General features: G+C 69.9%; 17 protein-coding genes and 4 pseudogenes. 10 read left to right on the top strand and 11 right to left on the bottom strand.

Going from position 1 to position 22,094, the window contains the following annotated elements:
• The first annotated feature begins 19 nt into the window (after nt 1-19).
• Both F3T56_RS29690 and F3T56_RS29685 read left to right on the top strand, forming a co-directional pair.
• Nucleotides 20-232, top strand: coding sequence for a hypothetical protein (locus F3T56_RS29690; protein ID WP_149828443.1), 213 nt, complete (start codon nt 20-22; stop codon nt 230-232).
• A complete protein-coding gene (locus F3T56_RS29685) occupies nt 233-883 on the top strand; it encodes a hypothetical protein (RefSeq protein WP_246204007.1) in 651 nt (216 codons plus the stop codon).
• Between the two features lie 26 nt (nt 884-909).
• On the opposite strand, the gene F3T56_RS29680 is transcribed toward F3T56_RS29685, so the two are convergent.
• From F3T56_RS29680 to F3T56_RS29670, 3 genes are read right to left on the bottom strand one after another with little or no spacing between them, the layout of a single operon-like run.
• The gene (locus F3T56_RS29680; protein ID WP_149828442.1) at nt 910-1,839 is read right to left on the bottom strand and encodes a UTP--glucose-1-phosphate uridylyltransferase; all 930 of its coding nucleotides are present in this window, start codon (nt 1,837-1,839) and stop codon (nt 910-912) included.
• A gap of 38 nt (nt 1,840-1,877) precedes the next feature.
• Nucleotides 1,878-2,093: a hypothetical protein gene (locus F3T56_RS29675; protein WP_149828441.1), complete on the bottom strand. Its 216-nt coding sequence runs from the start codon at nt 2,091-2,093 to the stop codon at nt 1,878-1,880.
• Complete coding sequence (locus F3T56_RS29670) at nt 2,090-2,617, bottom strand: YceI family protein (protein ID WP_149828440.1); 528 nt, start codon at nt 2,615-2,617, stop codon at nt 2,090-2,092. The genes F3T56_RS29675 and F3T56_RS29670 overlap by 4 nt, the downstream gene beginning before the upstream one ends.
• A gap of 743 nt (nt 2,618-3,360) precedes the next feature.
• Between F3T56_RS29670 and F3T56_RS50185 the strand changes: the two are divergent.
• The 3 genes and pseudogenes from F3T56_RS50185 (at nt 3,361) to F3T56_RS29650 (ending at nt 5,719) form a co-directional block, all read left to right on the top strand.
• A pseudogene (locus F3T56_RS50185) lies at nt 3,361-4,070 on the top strand (DUF1206 domain-containing protein).
• Between the two features lie 140 nt (nt 4,071-4,210).
• The gene (locus tag F3T56_RS29655; protein ID WP_149828439.1) at nt 4,211-4,645 is read left to right on the top strand and encodes a hypothetical protein; all 435 of its coding nucleotides are present in this window, start codon (nt 4,211-4,213) and stop codon (nt 4,643-4,645) included.
• A gap of 210 nt (nt 4,646-4,855) precedes the next feature.
• Nucleotides 4,856-5,719 carry a YihY/virulence factor BrkB family protein gene (locus F3T56_RS29650; RefSeq protein ID WP_149828438.1) on the top strand — a complete coding sequence of 288 codons (864 nt, stop codon included), beginning with the start codon at nt 4,856-4,858 and terminating at the stop codon, nt 5,717-5,719.
• A 152-nt stretch (nt 5,720-5,871) separates the two neighbouring features.
• Here the strand turns inward: F3T56_RS29650 and F3T56_RS29645 are convergent, their stop codons facing one another.
• Complete coding sequence (locus F3T56_RS29645; protein WP_149828437.1) at nt 5,872-6,588, bottom strand: GAF and ANTAR domain-containing protein; 717 nt, start codon at nt 6,586-6,588, stop codon at nt 5,872-5,874.
• Between the two features lie 78 nt (nt 6,589-6,666).
• Complete coding sequence (locus tag F3T56_RS29640) at nt 6,667-7,035, bottom strand: ANTAR domain-containing protein (RefSeq protein ID WP_425473651.1); 369 nt, start codon at nt 7,033-7,035, stop codon at nt 6,667-6,669.
• Between the two features lie 38 nt (nt 7,036-7,073).
• Between F3T56_RS29640 and F3T56_RS29635 the strand changes: the two genes are divergently transcribed.
• Both F3T56_RS29635 and F3T56_RS29625 read left to right on the top strand, forming a co-directional pair.
• A complete protein-coding gene (locus F3T56_RS29635; RefSeq protein ID WP_246204003.1) occupies nt 7,074-8,195 on the top strand; it encodes a hypothetical protein in 1,122 nt (373 codons plus the stop codon).
• Nucleotides 8,196-9,304: 1,109 nt separating this feature from the next.
• Entirely contained in the window at nt 9,305-9,691 is a 387-nt protein-coding gene (locus tag F3T56_RS29625) for an ATP-binding domain-containing protein (protein ID WP_149828436.1), read from the top strand.
• A 72-nt stretch (nt 9,692-9,763) separates the two neighbouring features.
• On the opposite strand, the pseudogene F3T56_RS29620 reads toward F3T56_RS29625, so the two are convergent.
• The 3 pseudogenes from F3T56_RS29620 to F3T56_RS29610 all read right to left on the bottom strand — a co-directional run.
• Nucleotides 9,764-10,431, bottom strand: a pseudogene (locus F3T56_RS29620) (nucleotidyl transferase AbiEii/AbiGii toxin family protein).
• A gap of 5 nt (nt 10,432-10,436) precedes the next feature.
• Nucleotides 10,437-10,829, bottom strand: a pseudogene (locus F3T56_RS29615) (hypothetical protein).
• A gap of 577 nt (nt 10,830-11,406) precedes the next feature.
• Nucleotides 11,407-12,129: pseudogene (locus F3T56_RS29610) on the bottom strand (magnesium and cobalt transport protein CorA); the annotation flags it as partial.
• 258 nt (nt 12,130-12,387) lie between these two features.
• Between F3T56_RS29610 and F3T56_RS29605 the strand changes: the two are divergent.
• On the top strand, nt 12,388-13,509 hold the full coding sequence (locus F3T56_RS29605) for a winged helix DNA-binding domain-containing protein (protein ID WP_149828435.1): 1,122 nt from the start codon (nt 12,388-12,390) through the stop codon (nt 13,507-13,509).
• Nucleotides 13,510-13,591: 82 nt separating this feature from the next.
• On the opposite strand, the gene F3T56_RS29600 is transcribed toward F3T56_RS29605, so the two are convergent.
• From F3T56_RS29600 to F3T56_RS29590, 3 genes are all read right to left on the bottom strand, one after another.
• Entirely contained in the window at nt 13,592-14,389 is a 798-nt protein-coding gene (locus F3T56_RS29600) for a S1 family peptidase (protein WP_149828434.1), read from the bottom strand.
• A 329-nt stretch (nt 14,390-14,718) separates the two neighbouring features.
• Entirely contained in the window at nt 14,719-17,586 is a 2,868-nt protein-coding gene (locus F3T56_RS29595; protein ID WP_149828433.1) for a helix-turn-helix transcriptional regulator, read from the bottom strand.
• A 252-nt stretch (nt 17,587-17,838) separates the two neighbouring features.
• Nucleotides 17,839-18,663 carry a helix-turn-helix transcriptional regulator gene (locus F3T56_RS29590; RefSeq protein WP_149828432.1) on the bottom strand — a complete coding sequence of 275 codons (825 nt, stop codon included), beginning with the start codon at nt 18,661-18,663 and terminating at the stop codon, nt 17,839-17,841.
• A 155-nt stretch (nt 18,664-18,818) separates the two neighbouring features.
• Here F3T56_RS29590 and F3T56_RS29585 point away from each other — a divergent pair, with 155 nt between their 5' ends.
• Both F3T56_RS29585 and F3T56_RS29580 read left to right on the top strand, forming a co-directional pair.
• A complete protein-coding gene (locus tag F3T56_RS29585; RefSeq protein WP_149828431.1) occupies nt 18,819-20,498 on the top strand; it encodes an AMP-binding protein in 1,680 nt (559 codons plus the stop codon).
• A gap of 2 nt (nt 20,499-20,500) precedes the next feature.
• The gene (locus tag F3T56_RS29580) at nt 20,501-22,093 is read left to right on the top strand and encodes an AMP-binding protein (RefSeq protein WP_149828471.1); all 1,593 of its coding nucleotides are present in this window, start codon (nt 20,501-20,503) and stop codon (nt 22,091-22,093) included.
• Nucleotide 22,094 lies beyond the last annotated feature (1 nt).

Raw genomic sequence — 22,094 nt, 5'->3', positions numbered from 1 at the left:
CGACCCGTTCCACTACGCGGTGCTCACCCTGCGCCTGCCCGTGCGGCCCGATCCCGCCTGCCGGGCCGACTGGCATCCGGTGCGTATCCGCTTCCGGCTGCCGCCCCACGTGCCCGCCACCGCCGCCCTGTGCGCGCCGACCTTGCGTATCCGCCAGGGTCGGCTCCTGATCGACCTGCCCTACGTGCTAGCGAAGCCGGAGCGGGCCGGACACCGCGTCGCGGTCGCGTAGGTGCAGCCGTACTCGCCCCTGGCCGACCCGCTGGCCGACCGACCGGTGTGGGCGTGGCTGCGTCGGCGCATCGGGCTGCTGCTGTTCCTGCACAACGTCATGCAGGTCTTCGTCGCCGCCGACCACCGGTACCGCCCCCTGTACAACCGGGCCGTCGGCTACCAGATCGCCACGCAGCTCCGGCTCGCCGGCTACCGGCCCGACAGCGGTGTCCCCGTGGTGCTGCTCAGCTACAGCGGCGGCGCCCAGGTCGCCACCGGCGTGGTCGAGGAACTGCACTCCCAGCTGCGCTCCCCAGTCGTGGTGATCACGCTCGGCGGATTCCACAACGGCGCCAACGACCTCACCCACGCCGAGCACGTGCATCAACTCACCAGCGCGGGCGACCGGATCGAGCGCGTCGGCACGTGGATCTTTCCTCAGCACTGGCGCCTGTTCCGCCGCAGCGGATGGAATCGCGCCCGCCGAGCCGGGAAGATCACCGTGCATCGCCTCGACCCGGCCACCCACCTCGGGCCGCACAGCTACATCAGCCCGGAGGGCATGCTGCCCGACGGCCGAAGCCACCTCGACCACACCACCGACACCGTGATCGCGCTCGTCCGCGCCCACTCCGGCGCGACCGCGGTGACGGACGAACCGCTGCCATGAGGCTCCCGCCCGGACGCGGAGGGCGATCAGGTGTCGGTGTCCCCTGAGCCGACGGCGGTATGGCCGGCGTCGAGGCCGGTGACCAGGCCGCGCAGGAGGGGGCCGTACTCCGGGTGGGCGAGGGCGAACGCCATCTGGGCGACCAGATAGTCGGCCGGGTTGCCGGTGTCGTACCAGCGGCCCCTGATGACCTGGCCGTACACCGCGCGGGTGGCGGCGTACGCGTTGATGGCGTCGGTGAGGTAGATCTCGCCGGTCTGATGCTCGTACCAGCGGCGGGTCTGCTCACGGAGTTCGTCGATGATGCCGGGGGTGACGACATAGCCGCCGATGGCCGCGTACGCCGACGGGGCGGCGGCGGGCTCGGGTTTCTCGACCAGGCCGGTGATCCGCAGCTGGCCGTCTCCCAGGTCCTCCTTGACGAGGGGAACGCCGTAGCGCTGGGACTCGGCGGGGTCCATCGGCAGGAGCGCGAGCACCGGGCAGCCGGTCTGCTCGTACGCGCGGATCAGCTGCTGGGCGCGGGGGACCTCGGCCACGAAGACGTCGTCGGGCCACAGCACCAGCACCGGCTCGTCGCCGAAGGCCCGTGCGGCGTTCAGCACCGGGGTGCCGTTGCCGTACGGGCCGTACTGGTCGAGGTAGGTGATGTGGCCCCGGCGGGCCAGCTCCGCGACCTCCTCCACCGCGTCCGCGTAGGCCGTCTTGCGGTCCGCGCGGAGTTGTTCGACGAGAGCGGGGTTGGGGCGGAAGTGGTCCTGGATGAGGCTCTTGCCGCTGGAGACGACGATGGTGATGTCGGTGATGCCGGAGTCCACCAGCTCGCGCACGGTGTGCTCGATGACCGGCTTGTCGCCGACCGGGAGCATCTCCTTCGGTGTCGCCTTCGTCAGGGGCAGCAGACGGGAGCCGAGTCCGGCGGCGGGGATCACGGCCCTGCGGATCATCGGAGACATCAGGTCTCTCTCGGTCGAGACGGCCAGGTCAGTGAAGCTCAGCTGATCCTGCCACGCAGGTCGCCTGTTCGGCTGACCTTGGCCGGTCGGGCGGAGAGCCGGCGCAGAGCGTCGGAAGCAGCTTCGATCCGCTCATCGAGGTCCACGATGTCCTGGCGCAGTTCCTTGACGCGGGTTGCGAGCTCCGCGGCTTCGGCGGTCAGCGACTCGACTGTGGCTGCCGTGCCGATCCGGTTCTCGGCAGCTTGAGTCATCGCGTGTCCAGACGTACGGCCGAGATGTCGAAGCTCAGCTTCACCTTGTCGCTGATCAGCACTCCGCCTGTGGCCGGCGCCGAGTTCCAGTCGATCCCCCAGTCGGAGCGCTTCAGGGTGGTTGTGCCCTCGAAGCCGACACGGTTCTGCCCGTTGGCGTCCTGGCCTGCCCCGCCGAACTCGAGATCGATGGGAAGGGGCAGTTCGACGTCCTTGATCCGAAGGCCGCCGACCATGCGGAACCGGCCGTCGCCGACCTCCACGACCCCGGTGGAGCGAAAGCTCATGAGCGGGAACGTCGCCGAGTCGAGAAAGTCGGGGCCGGTGACATGGGTGTCCCGCTGCGCGATGCCCGTGTCGAGACTGCCGGTCTGGACACTGACGTGGGCCTCGGACCGCGTGGGATGGGTCCCGTCGAGCCTGAGCAGTCCTTCGAATGCGGTGAATTTTCCGCGTACATTGGTGATCATGGCATGCCGGACGGAAAACCCGATCGTGCTATGGGCCGGGTCAACCCTGGCTATTCAGCGGAATTGGTTGAGCTGACAGCCTGACAGCAGAAAGGTGCTGTTGACCTGTGAGGATGCGAGTGTCTACGTCGTATCCGCTGCAGAGAGCAAGGCACCTTTCTGGTGGTCGAGAGTACAGGGTGGGACCGTCGGCTGTCCGTGGCTGCTGACGGGAAGAAGCTGGTAGGGCACGCGGGGGCGGTGCTGCTGCGGGACTGGCCGACCGCCTGGGGCTGACGGGTGGACCGGCCCGGGTGCTGCCGTCGAGTACGGCGGCCGGGTGGCGGGAGCGGAGCGGGGTACTGGTCCAGCTGGCTGTGGCGATCGTGCTCGGAGCACGGAGTCTGCTGGAGGCCGAGCAGCTCCACCTGAGCTGCCCGAGTTTCGTAGAGTCCGGTGATCTTGGTTCAGGTGGACTGGTGTGGGCTATCCGCGACTGCGGCCATATCGACGGCCGCCACTGCCACGCCTGCCACCGCCGCGCCCGCCACTGCTGCGCCCGCCACTGCTGCGCCCGCGCATCGCGAAGCCGACGATCCAGACGACCAGGAGTACGGCGGTGACCCACCAAAGGGTCTGCATGGCATAGCCCTACGCCGTGCCGTCAGTCAACGCCCGACGACTTCCCTTGTCAATCCAGTGTCGACACGGGGAGTTCTGCGAGCTGGGCAGGGGCCGCTGGGACAAACGGAGCCTCGGCGGAGGCTTCGAGCGGCTCGGCCGGCGGCGCCGGCCGGGCAGGCTTTGCCGCACGAGGCGTGGTGTACGTCCTCATCGGTGTACTGGCCGTCCGGATCGCACTCGGCAGCGGCGGCGAGCCGGCGGACCGCCAGGGTGCTCTGGCCCAGGTCGCGGCGCAGCCCTTCGGGAAGGCGATGCTGTGGGCGCTGGTCGTCGGCTTCGGCTGCATGGCGTTGTGGCGGGGCGCCCGCGCGCTTGGCAGGGGGCCCCGGTACAAGGCCGCCTCGCGAGTCCTTGACGGCGGGCGGGCGGTCTTCTACGCCGCCATCTGCTGGGCCACGGCGGCGTATGCCGCCGGAGGCGGGCACGGCTCCAGTGGCAACGCGCAGTCGCAGGACTGGACGGCATCGGCGCTCCAACTGCCGTACGGCCGGGTGCCGCGGGCTGCCTCCTGATCGGTATCGGCGCGGTACTTGCCGTCCGTGCGGCCATGCGGCGCTTCCTGCGGCAGCTGGACACCGGCACCATGAGCCATCGTACGAAGCAGATCGTCACCGCTCTGGGTGTGGGCGGAGGCGTGGCACGTGGTGTGGTGTTCGCCGCGGCTGGGATCTTCATCCTGGTGGCAGCCGTCCGCTTCGACCCGGACGAGGCCAAGGGCGTGGACGCGACGCTCCGTAGCTTCACGCAGACACCGGTGGGGCCATGGCTCCTGGTTGGCGTCGCGATCGGGCTGGTTCTCTTCGGTGTCTTCTCCTTCGCCTCGGCTCGCTGGCGCCGCCTGTGAGCGCTTGACCCAAGCCGGATCTGCCGGCTCTTCGCGCAGGCGCGCCCTTGGGCCGGGCCGTCACCACGCACTGGTGGCGGTGGCGTGCCGGGCAGCACGGCTCTACCGTGGGTACAGGAAGCAGATCCCAGGAGTACGTCATGATCATCCTCGGACTCGTCATTCTCGTCGCCGCGGTAGTCATCGGCGTCGCCGGCGTTCTTTCCAACAGCGGCAGCGCCCACGAGTTCACCGGCGAATTCTCCGTCTTCGGAGTCGACGTCACCGGCTCCACCGGCACCCTCTTCCTCTACGGCATCGTCGTCGGGGCGGCGGCTCTGCTCGGGCTGAGCCTGCTCCTGACCGGCACACGCCGCGCCGCTCGTCGAGGCCGCACCGCACGTCGCGGGCCCATGCAGTCTCGGCGCGAGACAGCCGCAGCCGAACAGGAACGGGACGTTCTGATCAACGAACGCGACTCCGCCCGCGCGCAGACGGCGCAGGCGGAGAGGGATGGCGAAGATCCTGCCGGACCGGTCGATCGCCCCCGTCACAAGGACCACTGGTTCCGCCACCGGCACCGGGCCGCTCACTGACGATCCCGGTCGGCCGCCTGGCGACGTGCCGCGCGCCCCACAGACGGCTTTACCGCACCGGACGACGTCGCACCGCAGCGGTCGTCATCGGCTTGCTCCGGCGCAGGCCTCGGCAAGCGTCGCGGCTCTCATACGCCGGAAGGCGGTGCCGGTCTCCCCGCCGGATGCCTATCTCCTCGACCGTGGGTACCCAGTGAGCGTGTGTTGCTCATGAAATGGCCGACACGGCTGCCTGTGATCGGAAAGCTGATGCGTACGCACGCTTGGCGGGCGTACGAACGGCTGGATGCCGTCCACTGGGCCCGGCTCGCCGCGGCCATCACCTTCACCAGCTTCGTCGCGCTCTTTCCGCTGATCACCGTGGGCGCGGCGATCGGCGCCAAGCTGCTGAGCGACGAACAGCTGGGGAAACTCCAGGACAAGATCGCCGCCCAGGCGCCAGGCCTCTCCGACCTCCTGGACCTGGACAGTCTCGTCGAGCATGCCGGATCCGTCGGGCTGATCGCGGGCGCGCTGCTGCTTGTGATCGGCATCAACTGGGTCGGCGCTCTGCGCGGGTGCCTGCGCGCGGTGTGGGAGAAGGAGCAGGACCCGGGCAATCCGTTCCTGCTCAGGCTCAAGGACTCCGCGGTGCTGGTCGGCCTCGGCACGGTCGGGCTGGTCGCGATCGGTGGTTCGGTGTTCGCCAACAGTGCCGCCGCCAAGGCCGGTATCGAGGGCGGGGCGGGACGCGCTCTGCTGTTCTTCACCGGCCTGGCCATCGCCCTGGCCGTCGACTTTCTCCTGCTGGTCTACCTGCTCACGCGGCTGCCGCGGGTGCATCCCGGTCGACGTGCGGTCGTGGTCGCCGGGCTGATCGGTGCGGTGGGCTTCGAACTGCTCAAGTGGTTGCTGACCGGCTACCTGCAGGGCGTTGCGGCGAAGAGCATGTACGGCGCCTTCGCCGTGCCGGTCGCCGTCGTGCTGTGGATCAACCTCATAGCAAGGCTGCTGCTGTACTGCGCCGCTTGGACAGCGACAGCAGCGGGGACGGAGGTGCAGTCCGGCGAGGCAGCCGAGGGCGAGAGCCCGTAGCCCGGGATCAGCCCCGCAGCCGACGCCGCACCACAGCGTGCGCCAGTCGGCAGCCGCGCACCAGCGGCACCGCGCCTCCAGAAGCACGGCCCGTGACCCGAGCGTGATTCCTCGTGCTCGCAGCTGCGTGCGGCACCGCCTTGGCGACGGTGTCAGGCCACCAGGCCGGGGAGGGGTTCGGAGTCGTCGATGAAGGCGCGGGCGACGTCGGACAGGCGTCGGTTGTGGGCGCGGGCGTAGCCGCGCAGTGCGGTGAAGGCCTGCTCCATGTCGATGTTCTGGCGTTCGGCGAGTTTTCCCTTGGCCTGCTCGATCAGTACCCGGCTGTTGAGCGCGGTCTGCAGCTGTTCGTTGAGGACGGTGCTGCGGTGGGTGGTGCGTTGTTGCAGGAGGCTGATGGTGGCGACGTCGGCGAGTGCCTGGGCGATGAGGGTGGAGGCCGGGTCGAAGGGGCCGGGGGTGGCGCGGAAGAGGTTCAGGGCGCCGACGACCTCGTCGCGCAGACGCATGGGCAGGGCCTGGACCGCGCCGAAGCCGCTGCGGTGGGCTGCTGTGACGAAGCGTGGCCAGCGGTCGACCTCGCGGGTCAGGTCGGGGACGATCACCTGTGTGCCGGTGCGGAAGCACTCCAGGCAGGGGCCTTCGTCGTTCTGGAGCTGGAAGAGCTCCAGCAGGCGTACCTGTTCGTCGGAGGCGGCCATGACGCGGAGTTCGCCGTCGCGGTCCGCGAGCAGCACCCCGGCCGCACTGGCGCCGAGCATGCCCACGCAGCGGTCGGTGAGCAGGCGCAGGAAGTCGATCAGGTCGAAGTCGGCGACCAGGTTGTCCGCCAGCTCGACGAAGGTCTTGGCCAGGAGCTGCTGATTCATCGTGACACCCTCGCTTGAGACTGGTCCCGCCGGGAGGGGGCGGGAAGTGGAGCACGTTCGTCGGTCGGCACCGGTGCGTCAGGTTTCCTCGTCGGTCCGTCTCGGTTCCGCGTCCGGGGAGAAGCGGAGCCGGTGGGCCACCACGTCGGCGGCCACCTCGGCGAGTCGGCGTCCCTGCGTATAGGCGTAAGCGCGGAGCCTGACGAAGGCTTCGTCGATGCCGACGCCCAGTTGGACGGTGAGGATGCCGGTGGCCTGGTCGATCTCCGGCCGGTATCCGCCCAGGTCCTCGAAGCCGCGGTCTGGCAACGGTCCGCCGGTCGGCGCGCCCGTCTCCTCGATCCGAGTATCGAGCAGGAGCAGCGTTGCGAGATCGGCGAACGCCAGCGCGTCGGCCAGCGTTGGAGGACGGCGCGGCGCCGGCGGCGCAGCCCCCCCGACACGCACACCCGCGCACCGGAGGTTCACAAGTGATCACGTCACAGATGCTCCGAGAGGAGCCCGACCAGCCCCGGAAGTGCTTCGTCGTCGGCCCCATCGGTGACCCGTACGCCGCGCACGGCAGCCCCGAGCGTGAAGCGTACGAGCACCATCTCAGCGTCTTCGAGCAGGTGATCGCCCCCGCTTGCGAGAAGCACGGCATCAGCGCCGTGCGCGCGGACGGCATCACGCACGCCGGTGACATCAACGAGCAGATCTGCCGATACGTCGTCGAGTCCGACCTGGTCGTCGCCGACGTCAGCGGTGGCAACCCCAACGTGATGTACGAGCTGGGGCTGCGGCACATCACCGGAAAGCCGACGATCCACATCGGGGAGGCCGGCCAACTGCCCTTCGATATCGCGTCGATCAGGACGATCCGCTACCAGCGGACGCGCAGTCATCTGGCCGGAGCCCGCAAGGAGATCGAGAGCGCCTTGGAGGCCGGGCTCCGCGACGGCTTCGAACTCCTCACGTCGGCACGGGTGCTGCGCGGACTCCACACCGGTGACGGATTGGCCTCCGCTTCGGAGGCCGGCGACGGCGGTCAGGCCGAGGACGAGGATTCGCCCGGGCTGCTCGACGACTTCGCCGTGATCGAGGACGGGCTCGACGAGATGGCCGCCGACATGGAGGCGATCACGAAGACGGTCGAGACGATCGGAATGCTGACCGAGCAGTCCGGCACCGAGATGCTCGATCTGGCCCAGGCGAACGCGCCCATGAGCGCGCGGCTCGCTGCCGTCGCCCGGTACGCGGGGACGATCAGCGCGCCGGCTGGCGAACTGAACGCCGTCGCCGCGGCGTTCGCGGAGCGCATGACGACGCTGGACAGCGGGGTACGGGCCGCGCTGGGCCTCATCGAAATGACGCCGCCCGACGAACGAGGCGACGAGGCGGACGAGTTCCTGGAGCAGCTCATGTCCCTGGACGAAGCCGCGCAGCACGGTCTGGCACAGATGGGCTCGTTCGGCACCTTGGCGGGCGCCATGGTCCGGGTGAGCCGGCACCTCCGCAAACCGGTGAAGGAGATCTCCGCTGCGGTGAAGCAACTGACCTCCGCCATGACGAGGATGGGGGAGTGGGCGGCCAAGGCCCGCGCGCTGGCCCACAGCCCTACCACCTGACACTTCCGTGAAGGGACCCGAGCCTCCCTAGGGCTCGGGTCCCGTGCCGTCTCGCCTGCTGCTTCCACACTCACGGTCCGCTACCGACTGCCTGTTCCTGGCAGTGTCTGTGCCTTACACCTCCACATCAGCCACGCCGTCAACCTGTTCGTCTCCAGCATCCTGCCCATTCGCTCCCGGCCCGTCTGCCGCCGATGGCCGAGAAGGCGGATACGAGGTGCTCGTTGACCACAGAGGGCAGCGTCCGTAGTGAACAAGCCCGAGCACTACCACCCAGATCATGGGAACTCTCCCGATACTCAAGCGTCCAAGTGCCCCGTTTAGGGGGCTGACTGGTAGGCAGACCGGACGACCGCGACACACAGGGGCCGGGACTGGCGCCGACCAGCAGCCCACCCGAGGGGAGTCCGGGCAACTTTCAGACCGCAAGTGAGCGCACAGAGCCGTGAGTTGTCAGTGTTGGGGGCGATGATGACTATCGACTTACTTCTTGTCCATGGGGGCATGGTGCACCTGAGTCGCATCGCGGTGAGCGGGTTCCGGCCGAGCACGGAGGGCGAGATGGTCTGCCACCTGCCCGGCCGTTTCAGTGTTCTGGTCGGGGCCAACGGCGCCGGAAAGACGACGCTCACGGATGCGCTCTACCTCGCTCATCCCAGTTCCCGCTTCCCGGTTCTGCCGAGGTACGGATCCGCCACGCTCGCGCCCGAAGGCTCCAGCCGTGCCATCGAGGTGGCGTACAGGCTGGGCGACAGTCTCGCCGAGGAAGGGCGCCTCGGACGGCAGCTGCACGCTGTCGGCCACCAACGGCTCGGTGCGGTCGCCCAGAGCTGGGGTGTCACATTGAGCCGCAGGCTCGGCAGCGTCGCCACGAAGGTCAATGCGGCGCACGGCAGGTCTCTGGACTTGGATCCGTACAAACTCATCTACCTGCCGGCCTGGCGTCATCCCCTTGACGAGCTGGCCCGCCGCGAGGCACGGATCCTCGTGGAACTGCTCCGTGCCGAACAGCAGCGCCTGAGCGGCACCCGGAACCTCGTGGCTCTCAGGCTAACCCCGCAGAACGGGACGTCTCACCCAAGGCTGACAGAGAGGGCAGCTTGGGCATCATGGAAAGCGACACTCTCGCGGAGCTGCGCCCGTATCTGCGCAGCGCCCTTGAGCGCCTGGTGTGCCGGGGTGATCCAGCCACGATCTGGGCCGACTTGGTAGCCACGATGGTCACCATGACGCTCGTCGAGCCGCCGGAGGGCCACAAGCGAACGCCGCGGGCCGCCCTCGCCAATCTGCGGACGAGGCTGGAGATCGCCCACGAGGGGCTGATCCCCGGCATGACCTGCCACCAGGCGAAGGGGCGGGAGTGGGACCGGGTCGGGGGCAGGCTGGAGGCGGCTGACGCGGCCGCGCTCCGGAGAGGTCTCGACCCTACCGAAGAGTCCCACCGCGCGCTCTACGTCGCGCTCACCAGGGCACGCCACCTCAGTCTCGCGGTGTGAGAACCTTTGCTACCTAGTCATTTCCTGGTTCTTGCGGTGATCGATTGCAGATGTGATCTCATCCGGACGTGATCAGTCGATGTCCGGATCATCGGCCTCTTCGAGGAGACGGGTCGCGAGGTCGTCGGCCCACTCCACGGCCCAAGCGCGGAGAGCGATGATCGTGGCGTCCTCGAGCCCGTAGGCGGAAAAGGCTTCGTCGTCGGTCCACTCGGCGCCCGTGAGATTCGCCTGCAGATCCTCGCGCTCGAAGCGGCCGCGGGCGTGGCGGCGGCCGAACTCTTCGAACTCGGCATTGGTCCAGCGGCGGAGGCTGCGAACACGTCGATCAGGTCGCGGGGCGCTCCGCGGTCGGCGAGGGCGCGGACCTTGGTCCCGATCACGTCCTCCTCCGCGAGGACGGGCCCGTACGGGCTCTGGGCGACCGGCCGCCAGAAGATCTCCTTGAGGATGTCGACTTCGCATTCTTGCCCGGTGGCCGGGTCGGCCACGGTGAAGCGGGCGGACAGCGGGGCGGTCTCCAGCGCGTGCACCTTCCAGCCGCGGGCTTCCAAGCCGGCGCGGAGCGTGGCGGCGATGTCGGCCATGGGCGCCGGGTTCTCGGTGGCGACGTCGAGGTCCTGGCTGGGGCGGTTCACGAGGCGGTGTGCCCGCACGGCGTATCCACCGGTGAGAACCAGTGGATACGGGGAACCGAGCGCGATCACATCCGCCAGGAGCCGCGTGTGCAGCTCCGGCATGTCCGTCACGCGGCTGCCCGGTGGCGGGAGGCGAGCTGGGGGAAGGCGTCTTCCCATACGGCGCGCACGGTGCGTCCGACGAGGGTGCGCAGCACCGGCCACAGCTGGAGGAGCAGGTCCTAGTCGAGGTAGCGGGGCAGGTCGTCGTGCAGGCCCTCGTGCAGGACGGTGCGGTACAGGCCCATACGCTGGCGCGGCTTGCCCAGGTCGTATGAGGTCATCCCGGACCAGGCCATGTGCAGCGGCAGATCCACGACGCCGTGGTTCGGCCCGCGCAACTCGTCCAGCGACTTCGGCAGACGGCGGCGGAACTTCTCCCGGTACAGCGCGAGGTCCTCGGCGTCCGCGCCCGAGACGTCCGTCGGAGTGCGGGTGGGGTGCTGTGTGCTGGGGGGCATGACTCCATTATGGCGGCCGGAGACAGTGCGAGGGCGATGCGGTGCGAGCTGGCGTCCGGAGGGAGCGGGGGCGGATACCCAGGTGAGCTGGTTGGACCTGCTCTTTCGTGGGTGCGTGTTGTGTGTACTGATGCCCGGGAACGGGCAGTGCGGGAACGGACGGACTCTCAGTCGCAGGACACGGCCGGCACCGTACCTTCCGAAGGGAAAGACCTGCAGCAGTACAGGCTGGCCGTCATCGAAGGTGGACTACACAGGATCGTCGGCGAACAGGGGCAGCCGAAATTCTCACTGTCTGTGATGTGGCTGCAGCGGCGGCGACGTCGCGCGGGGGTGCCGAACAGAAAGCCATGCGGGCCAGTTGCCGAAAATCCACGGGGGCTGCCATTCGTTTCTCCCCGGATTCTCCCCACTGGCAGCCAATGCGCAAAAGACCTGGTCAGGGGCTCTTTGGAGGTAGAGCGAGGAGATCACCCGCATCACTTCTCCCCAGAGACTCCCCACGGCCGTTTCTGGCTCGATCCGTAAGAGATGCGAGAGCAAAGCGCGAAGAAGGGCTGAGCGCGGTGTCAGGTTTCTAGAGCCAGTCGCGCCGCTTAAAAATCACGTACAAACTGACGCAAACTATCCCCATCAAGCCGATCGCGAAGGGGTATCCGAAGCTCCAGCCCAACTCAGGCATATCCTCGAAGTTCATCCCGTAAATAGTTCCTACGAGTGTCGGAGCAAACAGAATCGCCGCCCACGACGAGATCTTCTTGATCTCCTCGTTCTGTTCGAAGCCCGCCTCCGCCAGCGCGCGCATCTCGGCGTTCTGTTGCTGGGCGACGAGGGTGGCGTTGACCGTGAGGATGTCGGTGAGGGCCTGGCGGAAGGTGTCGACGCGTTCGCTGGTGTGGGTGACGTGGTCGGCGACGTCGCGGAGGTAGCGCTGGAGTTCCTCGTCCGTCTCGTACTTGGTGAAGCCGGCCATGAGGCCGTGGAGCATGCCGACGAGGGGGCGGGTGGCGCGCTGGAACTCGACCATCTCGCGGGAGAGTTCGTAGATGCGGCGGGAGACCTCGGGGTCGCCGCGGAACACTTCCGTCTCGATCTCGTCGATGTCGTTCTGGACCCCGGCGACGACCGGCACGTAGCCGTCGACCACGGCGTCGAGGATGGCGTAGAGAACCGCCTCCGGGCCGAGCTTCAGCAGTTCCGGCGTCTCCTCCATGCGGCGGCGGACGGCCGAGAGGTCGAGGGCCGCGCCGTGCCGGACCGTGATCACGAAGTCTGGGCCCACGAAGACGTGCAGCTCGCCCCGTCGGCGGGGTCAGGGCGCGGCGCCAGACGGATTTCCTGGCGCTCTTCGAGGCCGGGCGGGCGCGTCGATCGGCCATCGCGGATACCTCCCGAGGTGCGCGTACGACTTTGTGATCACCAAACAGGACGTGAGTAGGACGTGAGCAGGATATACGGGGCAAACGCCGCGAGGGGTGGGGAGGGGGGCACCGGGGAGGCGTCTGTTGCGGGCAGAAGCGGACAGAATCTGTCCTCTTTGGCCGCTAGCGTGCGAGGCATGACGAACACGGCCACCCGCACGGCACCGGCCCCCCGGCTCGGCCCCCGAGCCCTCAACCGCGCCACCCTGGCCCGCCAGCTCCTCCTGCACCGAGCGCCCGCGCCCACCACATCCGCGTACGACGCCGTCCAGCACCTCCTCGGGCTTCAGGCGCAGAACGTCAAACCGCCGTACTACGCCCTCGCCGCCCGCCTGGAGGGCTTCGCGTCCGAGCAGCTGTCGACGCTCATGGCCGACCGTGCCGTCGTACGCATCGTCACCCTGCGCTCCACGATCCACACCCACACCGCCGAGGACTGCCTGACCCTGCGGCCCCTGGTGCAGCCGGCCCGGGAGAGGGAGCTGAACCAGTTCCGCAAGGGGCTCGTCGGCGTCGACCTCGACCGGCTCGCGGCCCTCGCGCGGGAGCTCGTCGAGGCCGAGCCGCGCACCCTGAAGCAGTTGCGCGAGGCCCTCCTCGTCGAGTGGCCGGACGCCGACCCGTTCGCCCTCGGGCTCGCCGCGCGCTGCAGGCTGCCGCTCGTCCAGGTCACCCCGCGCGGTCTGTGGGGCCGTAGCGGACAGGTCGCGCTGACCACCGCCGAGCACTGGCTCGGCCGCTCCGCCGAACCTGCCCCCGCGCCGGAGACCGTGGTCCGGCGCTATCTCGCCGCCTTCGGGCCCGCCTCCGTCAAGGACATGCAGACCTGGGCCGGACTGACCCGGCTGCGCGAGGCCTTCGAACGGCTGCGCCCGGAGCTGCTCACCTTCCGCGACGACAGCGGCGTCGAACTCTTCGACCTCCCCGACGCTCCCCGCCCCGACCCGGACACCCCGGCCCCGCCCCGCCTGCTGCCCGAGTTCGACAACCTGCTCCTCTCCCACGCCGACCGCACACGGGTGGTGCTGCCGGACACCAAGGGCCGTAACTGGCAGGGCAATCAGGCCTACCGCACCTTCCTCGTCGACGGCTTCCTGGCGGGCCTCTGGAAGCTCGACGACGACGTCCTCACCCTCCAGCCGTTCGGACGGCTCACCAGGGGACAGCGGGAGGAACTCGTCGAGGAGGCCGGACGCACCCTCACCGTCCTGCACGGCGACGGCACGTACGACATCCGCTTCGGTACCGTCGCCCAGTAGCTGGAAGGGGGCGCTGCGAACCGCTCGTGGCAGGTTCGCAACGCCCCCTGATATCACCTGAGGACGCGCCTCAGGAGCCTGGTTACGAGTTGACCTGCGCGGCCACCGCGCTGGAGAAGGTGGTCAGCCGGGTGTAGATGCCGGGGTACTGCGCGTCGGCGCAGCCGTAACCCCAGGAAGTAATACCTGCCAGGACGCCCCCGATCATCAGGGGACCGCCGCTGTCGCCCTGGCAGGTGTCCACGCCGCCGGAGGTGTAACCGGCGCACACCATGTCGCTCGCGATGAACTCGGAGCCGTAGGAGCTGGAGCTGCCGCAGGTCGAGTTCGCGACGATCGGCACGGTCGCGGTGCGCAGCTGGTTGGAGGAGGAACCGCCGGAGGAGGTGGTGCCCCAGCCGAGGATGCGGGCGGTGGTGCCGGCCGCGTAGACGCCGGTCTGCGACGAGGTGACGTACGAGACCGGGGTGTACGGCATCGACGTCGACAGGGTCAGCACGGCCACGTCGCTGCCCTGCTCGGCGGACGTGTAGTCGGGGTGGATCCAGATGCGGCTGACCCGGCTGACGGTGCCGTTGGTGCCGTTGCGGTACGTACGGCCGCCCACCACACGGGTGTTGGAGGTCGTTCTGCCGTCGACACAGTGGGCCGCCGTGATCACCTTGGTCGCGGAGACCAGCGTGCCGCCGCAGAACTGGCTCTGCGAGGCGTTCGTGATCTGCATGACGTACGGGTACGCGCTCGCGGTGGTGGTCGTACCGCCGACGATGGGCTGGGGAGCGGCGACGGCGCCGGGGGCGGCAAGAAGCGCGGCCGCGGAGGCGGCGGCGGTCGCCGCGGCGGCGACGAGCGTCTTCTTGGCGCGGTTGAACCCGAACATGGTTCTCCTCATGGGGGATTGCCGGTGGGGGACGCGCGGGTGGGGGGTGGTGCACAGAGCCTGCGGTACCGCCCCGCTCGGGGGAGCCGAGCGGGGCGGTGGGCCGGTCTGTGTGCCCTGGCGTGCGGCACGGCACAAAAACTAAGAGGGGGAGTGATCCCCTCCCAATGGGGGATCCCCCTAGGGGAGTTGGGGAGGGAAAACCCTCGATGGCCCGGGCAGGGGTTTGAGCCTACGCTGGAGCCGCAAGGTCGCTTCGCGTGTGCCGGCCCTCCGGGAGGGGGCGCACCGGTCCCCGGGAGGGGTGCGAAACGCCGGTCCCGGGGAGGTCAGTTCGTACGGTGTCCCGCCGCCAGACGCACGATGTCCACACGCGACCGGATTCCCAGCTTCCGGTAGACCCGTGTGAGTGTCGCCTCGACCGTCTTCACGCTGATGTAGAGCCGACCGGCGATCTCCCGGTTGGTCGCTCCCTCCATGACCAGCTCGGCGACCTGACGTTCCGTCGTCGCGAGCACGGCGAGGGCGTCGAGGGCCGACGGGGCGAGGGCCGCCTGTGGCGGGGGCGCCGGGGCGACCGTGGCCTGCTCCACCTGCCGCAGCCACGGCAGAGCGCGGCAGCGGCGGAACAGCCGGGCCGCCTCGTCGTACGACGCCGGCGCGGGCGTCCCGGGCGTCCCGGGCGTCCCCCCTGGCCGGGCGCCGAGAGCCTGCGGAAGGGTGCGCAGCGAAGCGAGGGCGAACGCGGCCCGGGCCTCCTCCAGGCCATAGCCCAGCTTGGCCAGCCGGTCCTGCGCCGATGTCAACTGCCGTACGGCGGCGTCCTGTTCACCACGGGCCGCGCGCACCAGCGCCTCCGCCCGGTCGAGGACGGCGAGCACGCTCTCGCGGCCGAGCCGCAGCGCCTGCTGCCGGGTGACGTCGATGACGTCCTGCGCCTCGGCCAACTCCCCGACCCGAACCAGGGCTTCGGCGAGATCGCCGTGCCAGCGGCCGCGCGCCGGGTCGGTGACCCCGAGGCCCTTCTCCAACTCCCGTACCCGGCGCAGCGACTGCACCGTGCCGGACGCGTCCCCGGCCACCAGCTGGGCGTGCCCGAGGGCGCCCAGGGCGCGGGAGAGGTACATCAGGTCGCCGTCCTGCTCCGCGTGCTCGGCGGCCTCCCGGGCGAGCGCCTGGGCCCGCTCCACATCGCCGCCCGCCGCCTCCGCGAACGAGGTGAGCATGGCGGAGGCGCCCTCGCCGATGCCGGAGTCCCGGGCGAGGACATAGCCCTCGCGGGCCAGGCCGAGGGCCCGGCCGCAGTGCCCGGAGCGCAGTTCGATCTCGGCGAGGAAGCGCACATAGTGCACCTCGCTCTCGACCATCCCGCGCCGGCGCACCTCACGCAGCAGCGAGGTGGCCGTGGCCCGGGCCTCGCCGAACTGGTCGCTCATCATCAGCCAGCGGAAGCGCGTCGCTCCCGCCCCGTTGTGGTGGCACGCGAGCTGCGGGTCCTGCGGCTCCTTCAGCGCCCGCTTGATGGTCGTAGGAGCATCCGGGTGCCCCATCAGGGTCTCGATCTGTGCCTGGAGGGCGAGCGCGAGCAGTTCGGTGCGGCGTTCGCCGGCCTTCGCGGCCAGCTCCGCCGCGTGCGCGGCCTCGTCTCGGCCCTCCGCGAAGTCGCCGTCGATGACCAGCGCGCGCCAGGCCAACTGGTAGCGGACCAGGGCGAGCAGCCGTGGGTCGTCGCCCGCGTCGGCGAGCGCCTGCGGGTAGACGGCGTCGACCTCGGCGATGGACTGGCCGGCCGCGTCGATCACCACCATCCAGGCCCGCACCCGCTCGGCGGGCTCGGTGGCCCGGCTCAGTACCTCGCGGGCGATGTCCCTCCCGAGATCGTTCTCCCCGGCGGTCAGCGCGTCCTCGGCGGCCTGCAGCCGCCGCTCGTCCGGGCCGGGCGTCGCGCCCGCCGGGGTGTGCCGGGCGGAGAGCAGCCCCAGCTCGGCGGCGACCGAGGGCGCGCCCCGGTCCCGGGCCACGGCGGCGGCCTCACCGAGCCGGGCGGCGACCTCCGGGTCGGCGCCGGTGGTGGACAGCGCCAGATGCCGGGCCCGCTCGATGGGGTCCCCGGCGGCGGTGGACAGCGCGGCGTGGGCCGCCCGCCGCTCCTGGGCGGTGGCCTCGGCGTACAGCGCGGCCGATACCAGGGGGTGCGCGAACCGTACGCCCGGGCCCTCCCGCTCCGGTGCCAGCAGCCCGAGCGCGGCGGCCTGCGCGGTCTCCGCCTCGGCGTTCTCCCGGCCGGCTGCGTGCAGCAGGGCAAGCGTGGGCCGGGCACCGGCGCTGGCGACGAGCAGGGTGCGGCGGGCCTCCGCCGAGAGCATGTCCAGCCGGTTCAGGACCAGGGTCCGCAGCGAGGTCGGCACCGGCAGCGGCTCGCCCGGCTGCGGCGGGGTCGGGCTGTCGGCCAGGGCGCGGCCCAGCTCCAGCGCGAACAGCGGGTTGCCGCCGCTGGTGCGGTGGATGTCCCGCACGGTCGAGCGGGGCAGACCGGTGTAACCACGGTTCTCGAGCAGCTCGGCGACATGTGTCCGAGACAGCGGAGCGACCCTGAGGGCGAGAGTGTCGGGCGGGGACGCGCGTAGATACCTGTCCTGCTCATGGCCGTGCGGATCCGTGGACGTACGTACGGCGCACAGCATGCGCACCGGCATCTCACCGAGCCGCCGCGCGGCGAACCCGAGCAGCTCGACACTGGCCGGATCCAGCCACTGGAGGTCGTCCGCGACGATCAGTACCGGACCCTTGGCGGCCAGGGTCCGCAGGGTCGACAGCACCGCGAGCCGCAGGGCGAGCCCGTCCCGCTGAAGGGTCGACTCACCGCGACCGGTGAGCGCGGACTCCAGGGCCGTGCGCTGCGGGGCGGGCAACTGATCGGACACCTCGTCCACGACCAGCCCGAGCAGGTCCGTCAGCGCGAGGAACGGCAGGTGGGACTCGGACTCGGTGGCCGAGCAGCGCAGTACGGTGCGTGCCGTTTCCTCGTACTCCGCGGCCAGCGCACGCAGCACGGTCGATTTACCGATCCCGGCGGAACCGTGCACCAGCACGCTCCCGCCACGCGCAAGCTGCTCACGCGCTCCCGCGAACAGTTCCTCCCTGCCTATGACCAGGTCGGGGCGGGGTCTCCCAGGCTCCTTGAAGTCCCGTCGCACGGGCCACCGCTCCCCTCTGTGTCGTGTCCGGGCCAATATTAGGCGTCCAGCCTTTGAATTCCGGAACGGAACCCTGGTGAGCCAAATAACAGGAAGGGTACGGCATAGGAAATTTCACACGCTGGTTACATGAATGGCCTGGGAGCTCTGCACCGTGCCCCGTAAGGGGCGCGGGGAACTGCGCGACCAGCCACGACGGACTCGCACCCCGGAACGAACCTGTATTCGAACGGCGCGACTCGTCTCCACCCGCTACGGCAACAGCCCCACCCGTCGCGCAGCCACAACCGCCTCCAACCGCGTATGAGCCCCCAGCTTCCGCATGGCCGACCGCAGATACGCCTTCACCGTCTCGGGGCGCACCCCCAGACGCTCGGCGGCGACCGCATTGGTGGCACCCGTGGCGACACAGGCCAGCACGTCCACCTCACGCGGGGTGAGAGCAACCCGGCTGCCGCCGCCCGGCGTGGGGGACTCCGGCCCCGTGCCCTCACCGCCGGCCAGCCGCCCGCACACCCGCAGCAGCTCCTCCCGCAACTCCGGGTCCTCGATCCGCGGCGCCAGCGCGCGCAGCGCTCCGTGCGCCTCCCGGACCTCCTCCCATGCTCCCGGCGCCCCGTGCTCCGGCGCGCGGGTCGTGGCCAGCAGACTGCGCGCCTCGTCGCGTACGACGAGCGCCTGCTCCACGTCGCGCGCGGCCTCCAGGGCGGCGCCCACCGTGCGGTCGCCCAGCGGCAGTGCCGTACGCAGGGCGCCGTAGAGCACACCGCGCACCCGCCGCCGTACGACGACGGGGACGGCGAGCACGGAGCGGATGCCCTCGGCGGCGACCGCAGCGTCGTACTCGTGGCTGATCTGGCGCGAGGACGAGTAGTCGGTGACCCAGCACGGCCGGGCGAGGGCCACCGTCTTGCCACCGAGACCGTTCCCGGAGTGCACGGACAGACCGCTGAGCGCGGTGGTCCTGTTGCCCTGGAGTTCGCTGATGCGCAGTTGCCCGGGGCCCGGTTCGACCAGTCCGGCGAAGGCGAGCGGCAGCCCGGTCGACTGGCGCAGTCGTATCAGAGCACCGCGCATGTCCGCCGTACCGCCTAAAGCCGCATCGACGGAACTCAAGGGGTCCAATGCCACGAACTCGTCCCTTCCGCGCGGCGCACCCCCGTTCGGGGGTAGTGAGACGTGTACCACGCATTACACGATGTCAGGCAAGAGTCCGGCAATGAGGAGGACACATGTCGGCGAGGACGAGCGCCACGGACGAGTTCCGGGCGGCCCGGGACTTCCTGTTGGCACACCGTGAGGACTACGCCACGGCGTACAAGGGCTTCACCTGGCCGCGCCCCGAGTACTTCAACTGGGCGCTCGACTGGTTCGACGTCATCGCACGTGGGAACGACCGCACGGCCCTGCACATCGTCGAGGAGGACGGCACCGAGACCAGGCTCTCCTTCGCCGAGATGTCCGAACGCTCGGCCCGCGCGGCGAACTGGCTGCGGGACCGGGGCGTCCGCGCCGACGACCGCGTCCTCGTCATGCTGGGCAACCAGGCGGAGCTGTGGGAGACCGCCCTCGCCGCGATGAAGCTGCGCGCCGTCGTCATCCCCGCCACCCCGCTGCTCGGCCCCGCCGACCTGCGCGACCGCGTCGAGCGCGGCCGGGTGAGGCATGTGATCGCACGGGCCGAGGAGGCCGCCAAGTTCGACGAGGTGCCCGGCCGCTACACCCGTATCGCCGTCGGCGGCGCGGTGGACGGCTGGAAGTCGTACGCGGACGTCTACGCGGCCCCCGCCACCTTCCAGCCGAACGGCAGGACCAACGCCACCGATCCGCTGATGCTGTACTTCACCTCGGGTACGACCGCCCGGCCCAAACTGGTCGAGCACACCCATGTGTCGTACCCCATCGGCCACTTGGCGACGATGTACTGGATCGGTCTGAAGCCCGGCGACGTCCACCTCAACATCTCCTCGCCCGGCTGGGCCAAGCACGCCTGGTCCAATCTCTTCGCCCCGTGGAACGCGGAGGCGACCGTCTTCATCCACAACTACACCCGCTTCGACGCGGACCGCCTGCTCGCGGAGATGGAACGCGCGGGCGTCACCAGCTTCTGCGCCCCGCCCACCGTGTGGCGCATGCTGATCCAGTCCGACCTCGGCCGGCTGCGCACCCCGCCCCGCGAGGTCGTCGCCGCCGGCGAGCCGCTGAACCCCGAGGTCATCGAGCAGGTGCGACGCGCCTGGGGCGTCACCATCCGCGACGGCTTCGGGCAGACCGAGACGGCCGTGCAGGTCTCCAACAGCCCTGGCCAGGAGCTGAAGACGGGCTCGATGGGCAGGCCGAGCCCCGGCTACAAGGTCGTACTCCTCGACCCGGTCACGGGCGCGCCCCACGCCGACGAGGGCGAGATCGCGCTCGACCTGTCCAACCGCCCCGTCGGCGTGATGACCGGCTACCACGGCGACCCCGACCGTACGGCGGAGTCGATGGCCGGCGGCTACTACCGCACCGGCGACATCGGCTCGCGGGACGAGGACGGCTACATCACGTACGTGGGCCGCGCGGACGACGTCTTCAAGGCGAGCGACTACAAGATCAGCCCGTTCGAGCTGGAAAGTTCCCTCCTGGAGCACGAGGCGGTGGCCGAGGCGGCCGTCGTGCCCGCGCCGGACGAGGTCCGGCTCTCCGTGCCGAAGGCGTACATCGTGCTGGCGGCGGGCTGGGAGCCGGGCCCCGACACCGCGAAGGTGCTCTTCGAGCACTCCCGGACCGTGCTCGCGCCCTACAAGCGCGTCCGCCGCCTGGAATTCGCCGACTTGCCGAAGACCGTGTCGGGCAAGATCCGCCGCATCGAGCTCCGCGAGGCCACGGCCGAGGGCTCGGACGCCGAGTTCCGCGAGGAGGACTTCCGGTGACGGTGACTTCTCCGCTGTCGTACACCCACGGGACGGGCGACACGGTTCTGCTCGGCGACACGATCGGGGCCAACCTGGACCGGGCGGTCGCCACCTGGCCGGACCGGGAGGCGCTGGTCGACGTACCCTCGGGGCGGCGCTGGACGTACGCCCAATTCGCCGCTGACGTCGACGAGTTGGCGTATGCGCTGCTCGCGAGCGGTGTCGCCAAGGGCGACCGCGTCGGCATCTGGGCGATCAACTGCCCCGAGTGGGTCCTGGTCCAGTACGCCACCGCCCGCATCGGCGCGATCATGGTGAACATCAACCCGGCCTACCGCACCCACGAGGTCGAGTACGTCCTCAACCAGGCCGGGATCTCGTTGTTGTTCGCCTCCCTCAGCCACAGGACGAGCGACTACCGGGCGATGGTCGAGCAAGTGCGGGGCAGGTGCCCGCAGTTGAGGGAGACCGTGTTCATCGGGGACCCGAGCTGGGAGGCCCTGATCGCGCGGGCGACGCCGGCTCCGTTCCCGGACCTGTCCTGCGACGACCCGATCAATATCCAGTACACGTCGGGTACGACGGGCTTTCCCAAGGGGGCGACCCTCTCCCACCACAACGTCCTCAACAATGGTTATTCCGTAGGGGAGTTGATCGCGTACAGCGAGCAGGACCGGATCTGCATCCCCGTGCCCTTCTACCACTGCTTCGGCATGGTCATGGGCAACCTCGCCGCCACCTCCCACGGCGCCTGCATGGTGATCCCGGCTCCCTCCTTCGACCCGAAGGCCACGCTGGAGGCCGTCCAGCAGGAGCGCTGCACCTCCCTCTACGGCGTCCCGACCATGTTCATCGCGGAGTTGAACCTCCCCGACTTCGCCTCGTACGACCTCTCCTCCCTGCGCACCGGCATCATGGCGGGCTCGCCCTGCCCGGTGGAGGTGATGAAGCGGGTGGTCAGCGAGATGAACATGGCCGAGGTCTCGATCTGCTACGGCATGACGGAGACCTCGCCCGTCTCCACCCAGACCCGGCGCGACGACGACCTGGAGCACCGCACCGGCACCGTCGGCCGCGTCCTGCCGCACATCGAGGTCAAGGTCGTCGACCCGGCCACCGGGGTGACCCAACCACGCGGCACGGCAGGGGAGTTGTGCACCCGCGGCTACAGTGTGATGCTCGGCTACTGGAACGAGCCCGAGAAGACCGCCGAGGCAGTCGACGCCGGGCGGTGGATGCACACCGGGGACCTCGCGACGATGCGCGAGGACGGATACGTCGAGATCGTCGGCCGCATCAAGGACATGATCATCCGGGGCGGGGAGAACATCTACCCGCGCGAGATCGAGGAGTTCCTGTACGAGCACGCGAAGATCGCCGACGTCCAGGTCGTGGGCGTACCGCACGAGCGGTACGGCGAGGAGGTCCTCGCCTGCGTCATCCCGCGCGACCCGGCCGATCCGCTCACGCTGGAGGAGCTGCGCGCCTTCTGTGACGGCCAGTTGGCGCACTACAAGATCCCGAGCGCGCTGCGGATCCTGGACGCCTTTCCGATGACGGTGTCGGGGAAGGTGCGCAAGATCGAGCTGCGGGAGCGGTACGCCGGCCAGTAGC

The organism is Streptomyces tailanensis (assembly GCF_008386495.1).
Classification (GTDB): domain Bacteria; phylum Actinomycetota; class Actinomycetes; order Streptomycetales; family Streptomycetaceae; genus Streptomyces; species Streptomyces tailanensis.
This window is presented reverse-complemented; position numbering and strand designations above follow the sequence as displayed.

Coding starts and splice junctions, on each gene's coding strand:
- F3T56_RS29680 (WP_149828442.1), bottom strand. CDS start 1,839: ATGTCTCCGATGATCCGCAGGGCCGTGATCCCCGCCGCCGGACTCGGC.
- F3T56_RS29675 (WP_149828441.1), bottom strand. CDS start 2,093: ATGACTCAAGCTGCCGAGAACCGGATCGGCACGGCAGCCACAGTCGAG.
- F3T56_RS29655 (WP_149828439.1), top strand. CDS start 4,211: ATGATCATCCTCGGACTCGTCATTCTCGTCGCCGCGGTAGTCATCGGC.
- F3T56_RS29650 (WP_149828438.1), top strand. CDS start 4,856: ATGAAATGGCCGACACGGCTGCCTGTGATCGGAAAGCTGATGCGTACG.
- F3T56_RS29645 (WP_149828437.1), bottom strand. CDS start 6,588: ATGAATCAGCAGCTCCTGGCCAAGACCTTCGTCGAGCTGGCGGACAAC.
- F3T56_RS29635 (WP_246204003.1), top strand. CDS start 7,074: ATGCTCCGAGAGGAGCCCGACCAGCCCCGGAAGTGCTTCGTCGTCGGC.
- F3T56_RS29625 (WP_149828436.1), top strand. CDS start 9,305: ATGGAAAGCGACACTCTCGCGGAGCTGCGCCCGTATCTGCGCAGCGCC.
- F3T56_RS29605 (WP_149828435.1), top strand. CDS start 12,388: ATGACGAACACGGCCACCCGCACGGCACCGGCCCCCCGGCTCGGCCCC.
- F3T56_RS29600 (WP_149828434.1), bottom strand. CDS start 14,389: ATGTTCGGGTTCAACCGCGCCAAGAAGACGCTCGTCGCCGCCGCGGCG.
- F3T56_RS29590 (WP_149828432.1), bottom strand. CDS start 18,663: ATGCGCGGTGCTCTGATACGACTGCGCCAGTCGACCGGGCTGCCGCTC.
- F3T56_RS29585 (WP_149828431.1), top strand. CDS start 18,819: ATGTCGGCGAGGACGAGCGCCACGGACGAGTTCCGGGCGGCCCGGGAC.